Annotated in this window: 3 protein-coding genes and 1 pseudogene; all 4 read left to right on the top strand. The window is 75.3% G+C overall.

Annotation, left to right across the window (positions count from 1 at the left end):
* Positions 1-276 (top strand): annotated as a pseudogene (locus AAHH18_RS15600) (hypothetical protein); the annotation flags it as partial.
* Complete coding sequence (locus tag AAHH18_RS15595; protein ID WP_343302240.1) at positions 273-1,799, top strand: GTP-binding protein; 1,527 nt, start codon at positions 273-275, stop codon at positions 1,797-1,799. The pseudogene AAHH18_RS15600 and the gene AAHH18_RS15595, both read left to right, overlap by 4 nt.
* 182 nt (positions 1,800-1,981) lie before the next feature.
* Positions 1,982-2,521 (top strand): single-stranded DNA-binding protein, encoded by a 540-nt coding sequence (locus tag AAHH18_RS15590; RefSeq protein ID WP_343302239.1) that lies wholly within the window; start codon positions 1,982-1,984, stop codon positions 2,519-2,521.
* A gap of 203 nt (positions 2,522-2,724) precedes the next feature.
* Positions 2,725-4,407, top strand: coding sequence for an energy-dependent translational throttle protein EttA (gene ettA, locus AAHH18_RS15585; protein WP_283320808.1), 1,683 nt, complete (start codon positions 2,725-2,727; stop codon positions 4,405-4,407).
* The last annotated feature ends 205 nt before the right edge of the window (positions 4,408-4,612 follow it).

Genomic DNA, 4,612 nt, shown 5'->3' with positions numbered 1-4,612 from the left:
GCCGGTCGGCGCGCGCTCGGCGACGAGGGCCTGGCCGCGCTGGCGCTCGCCGCGGCCGCGGGGCTCGACGCCGCCGACCGCATGCTCCGCGGTCTGCTCGGTGACCGCGGGGACGCCGCCGTCCGCGTGCTGCGCGACCGGCTGGCCGACCAGGCGGCCGCGCAGGCGCACCGCGAGCGTGACGCGGCCGCGGCCGTGCTGGACCGGCCGGAGCTGCGGCCCGACGCGGCGTCGCTGCTGCGCCTGCGCCTCGCCGTCGTCAAGGGGCTGACATGAGCGGCACGACCCCGCCGCCGGACGGTCCCGCCATCCCGCCGGCGCCCGCCGCAGGCACCGAGACGGCGGCACTGAGCCGACGTCTCGCGCAGCTCGACGAGGCGCTCGCGGTGGCGGGCGACCGCGTCGACGCACGGACGGCGTCCCGGGCGCGCGTCATCGGCGACCAGGTGCGCGCGCGGCTCGCGCTCGGGGTCGACCACACGGTCGTCGCGCTGCTCGGGGGGACGGGGTCCGGCAAGTCCAGCCTGTTCAACGCGATCTGCGGGCTGGACTTCGCGGAGGTGGGGGTCCGCCGGCCGACGACGGCGGAGGCTGCCGCCTGCGTCTGGGGCGCGGGCGGCGATGCGCTGCTCGACTGGCTGGAGGTCGAGGCCGACCGGCGCATCGAGCGCGAGAGCGCGCTGGACGGCGAGACCGAGGCACCTCTGCGCGGCCTGGTGCTGCTCGACCTGCCCGACCACGACTCGATCGAGCCCGCCCACCGCGCGGCGGTCGACCGGCTGCTGCCGATGGCGGACCTCCTGGTGTGGGTGGTCGACCCGCAGAAGTACGCCGACGACGCGCTGCACTCCGGGTACCTGCGACGCCTCGTCGGCCACGAGGGCGCGATGGTCGTCGTGCTGAACCAGGTCGACACCGTCCCCTCGGACCAGCGTGAGTCGCTGGTGCGCGACCTGCGTCGGCTGCTCGTCGAGGACGGGCTCACCGACGTGACGGTGCGGACCGCGTCCGCCCGCACGGGGGAGGGCGTCGCGGAGATGCGGGACACGCTCGCCGACGTGGTCTCCCGCCAGAGCCTCGCGGCGCGCCGCGGGTCCGCCGAGGTCGCGGACGCGGCGCGGCTGGTCTCCGCCGAGGTCGCGCCGGGCGAGCCGTCGGAGGAGGACCTGGACGTCACCCCGGTGGCCGTGACGCTCGCGCAGGCCGCCGGCCTGCCCGCCATCGCGGACGCGGTTGCGGCCGTGGTGCGCGGCAGCGAGGACCCGGTGCCGGCGTTCGTCGCCGTGCAGCCGGGCACCGTCTCGCTGGCCCGCGCCCAGTGGGCCGATGCCGTGACCGCCCGGCTCCCGCGACGGTGGGCGGACGCGGTGCGGACGAGCGTGGCCGGCACCGACGAGATCCGGGCGGCGGCGGACGACGCGCTGTCCCGCGTGGCGGTCGTCGCCCGCCGGTCCGCGCGTGCGGCGGTGCTGTCCGTGCTGACGTTCGTGCTGGCGGTGTCGGCGGTCGCGTCGGCCGCCGTCGGCGTCGGCCTGGCCCTGGGCTCCGGCGGGGTGGACGACGCGCTGCGGCCGGCCTGGCCGGCTGCGGCGGCGCTCGCCCTGCTCGCGGTGCTGTGCGGCGTCCTGGCCGTGCGGGCGCGCCGGTCGGCGGCCCTGCGTCGGGCCGAGGCGGTGCGCCGGGACGGCCGGACGGCGCTCGAGGCCGTGGCCCGGCGCTGCCTCGCCGACCCGACGCGGGCGGTGCTGGCGGACCACCGGCGGGTGCGGGAGCTGCTCGCGGGGGCGCGCGGCAGCTGAGCCGCGTGCCGGGCCCGACGCGGACCGCCTCGCCACGTGCGGCCGCCGAGTCCTCCACAGACCGTGTCGGCGGACCGGGTCCCCAGGCGACGGCTCGGAGGCCGGCGGCGGGGCAGCGCCCCGCGGGACGGTGCGTCCACGGCCGGCCCGACAGGTGCGCCGGCCACGGACGAGGAGGACGCATGGCGGTCAACGAGCTCAGCCTGACGGTGGTCGGCTGGGTGGGCAACGAGCCCACCCTCTACCTCGGCGAGGACGGGCAGGTGCCCTTCACGAAGTTCCGGCTCGGCAGCACGCCGCGGCTGTACGACCGGGAGCAGGACGCGTACGTGGACGCCGCGACGAGCTGGTTCACGGTCAAGGCGTTCCGCCACCTCGCCCAGAACGTCGCGGCGAGCATCCGGCGCGGGGACCCGGTGGTCGTGACCGGGCGGGTGCGGCTCGTCGACTGGGTCGCCCCCGACGGGCACACGCGCACGACGGCCGAGCTCACGGCGGACACCGTCGGGCACGACCTCACGCGGGGGACGACCCGGTTCGCGCGCACGGTGCACGAGCAGCGCGGCGGGCCCGGCGACGCGTCGGGCGGGGCCGCCGACCGGACCGACGGGGAGCACGCCGGGGCCGTGGCCCGGGGAGCCGGGCCCGTGGACGTCAGCGGTGCCGTCGTGCTGGACGACGAGACCGCCGATGACCCCCGCGCGGCGCCCGCGCCCGCGTGAGGGTGCGCCCGCGCCCGTCGGGTGGGCCGTGGCGGGACGGGCGGGAGGGCGAGAGGGCGCCCGGTCGCCCGGGCGGTGTCCCGGGCACGCCGATCGCCTAGGCTGGGTGACCGCGACGTCGCCCGGCCCCAGCCCGTCCGCCCACCCGGCGGACCCGACGCGCACCCCGATCACCGACGAGCACCGAGGCGGACGAGAAGCCAGTGGCTGAGTTCATCTACAGCATGTACAAGGCGCGCAAGGCGCACGGCGACAAGGTCATCCTCGACGACGTCTCGCTGAACTTCCTGCCCGGCGCCAAGATCGGCGTCGTCGGGCCGAACGGCGCGGGCAAGTCGACGATCCTCAAGATCATGGCGGGCCTCGACCAGCCGTCGAACGGGGAGGCGCGGCTCAGCCCCGGCTACACGGTCGGCATCCTGCAGCAGGAGCCGCCGCTCAACGACGAGAAGACCGTCCTCGGCAACGTCGAGGAGGGCGTCGCCGAGATCAAGGGCAAGATCGACCGGTTCAACGAGATCTCCGCCCTGATGGCCGAGCCCGACGCGGACTTCGACGCGCTGCTCGCCGAGATGGGCCAGCTCCAGGAGGCGATCGACGCCGCCGACGCGTGGGACCTCGACGCCCAGCTCGAGCAGGCCATGGACGCGCTGCGCTGCCCGCCGCCGGACGCGGACGTCAAGGTGCTGTCCGGCGGTGAGCGCCGCCGCGTCGCCCTGTGCAAGCTCCTGCTCGAGAAGCCCGACCTGCTGCTGCTGGACGAGCCGACGAACCACCTGGACGCCGAGAGCGTGCTGTGGCTCGAGCAGCACCTCGCGTCCTACCCGGGCGCCGTGCTCGCGGTCACCCACGACCGGTACTTCCTCGACCACGTCGCCGAGTGGATCTGCGAGGTCGACCGCGGGCGGCTCTACCCGTACGAGGGCAACTACTCCACCTACCTGGAGAAGAAGCAGGCGCGCCTGGAGGTCCAGGGCAAGAAGGACGCGAAGCTCGCCAAGCGCCTCAAGGACGAGCTCGAGTGGGTCCGGCAGTCCGCGAAGGGCCGCCAGGCGAAGTCCAAGGCCCGTCTGGCGCGCTACGAGGAGATGGCGGCCGAGGCCGACCGCACCCGCAAGCTCGACTTCGAGGAGATCCAGATCCCGCCGGGCCCGCGCCTGGGCAACCTCGTGCTCGAGGCCACCGACCTGCGCAAGGGCTTCGGCGACCGTGTGCTCATCGACGGCCTGTCGTTCACCCTGCCCCGCAACGGCATCGTCGGCGTCATCGGCCCGAACGGCGTCGGCAAGACCACGCTGTTCAAGACGATCGTCGGCCTCGAGCCGCTCGACGGCGGCACGCTCAAGGTCGGCGAGACCGTCTCGGTGTCCTACGTCGACCAGTCGCGTGGCGGCATCGACCCGAAGAAGACGCTCTGGGAGGTCGTGTCCGACGGGCTCGACTTCATCAAGGTCGGCAACGTCGAGATGCCGTCCCGCGCGTACGTCGCGTCCTTCGGGTTCAAGGGCCCGGACCAGCAGAAGCCCGCCGGCGTGCTGTCCGGTGGTGAGCGCAACCGCCTGAACCTCGCGCTCACCCTCAAGCAGGGCGGCAACCTCCTGCTGCTCGACGAGCCGACCAACGACCTCGACGTCGAGACGCTCGGTTCGCTGGAGAACGCCCTGCTCGAGTTCCCGGGCTGCGCCGTCGTGGTCTCCCACGACCGCTGGTTCCTCGACCGCGTCGCGACGCACATCCTCGCGTACGAGGGCACCGAGGAGGACCCGGCGAGCTGGTACTGGTTCGAGGGCAACTTCGCGGCCTACGAGGAGAACAAGGTCAGCCGGCTCGGTGCCGACGCCGCGCGCCCGCACCGCGTGACGTACCGCAAGCTCACGCGGGACTGACCGCAGGGCCCTCCGCGGCCCGGCCCACCCCCCGACGCGCACGCGCCGTCGCCCCACGGGGCGGCGGCGCGTCCGCGTGCATGCGGAGGCGTGCACCGATCCCGTGCACGCCTCCCGTGCACCAGCCGCGCGAGCGACTCCACCCGCCGCCCCGGTGCACGTTCGGAGGCTCCCAACGTGCTCGGAGAGGTGCGCGCGTCATCGA

The sequence above is a fragment of the Cellulomonas olei genome, assembly GCF_039548315.1.
Classification (GTDB): Bacteria; Actinomycetota; Actinomycetes; order Actinomycetales; family Cellulomonadaceae; genus Cellulomonas.
This window is presented reverse-complemented; position numbering and strand designations above follow the sequence as displayed.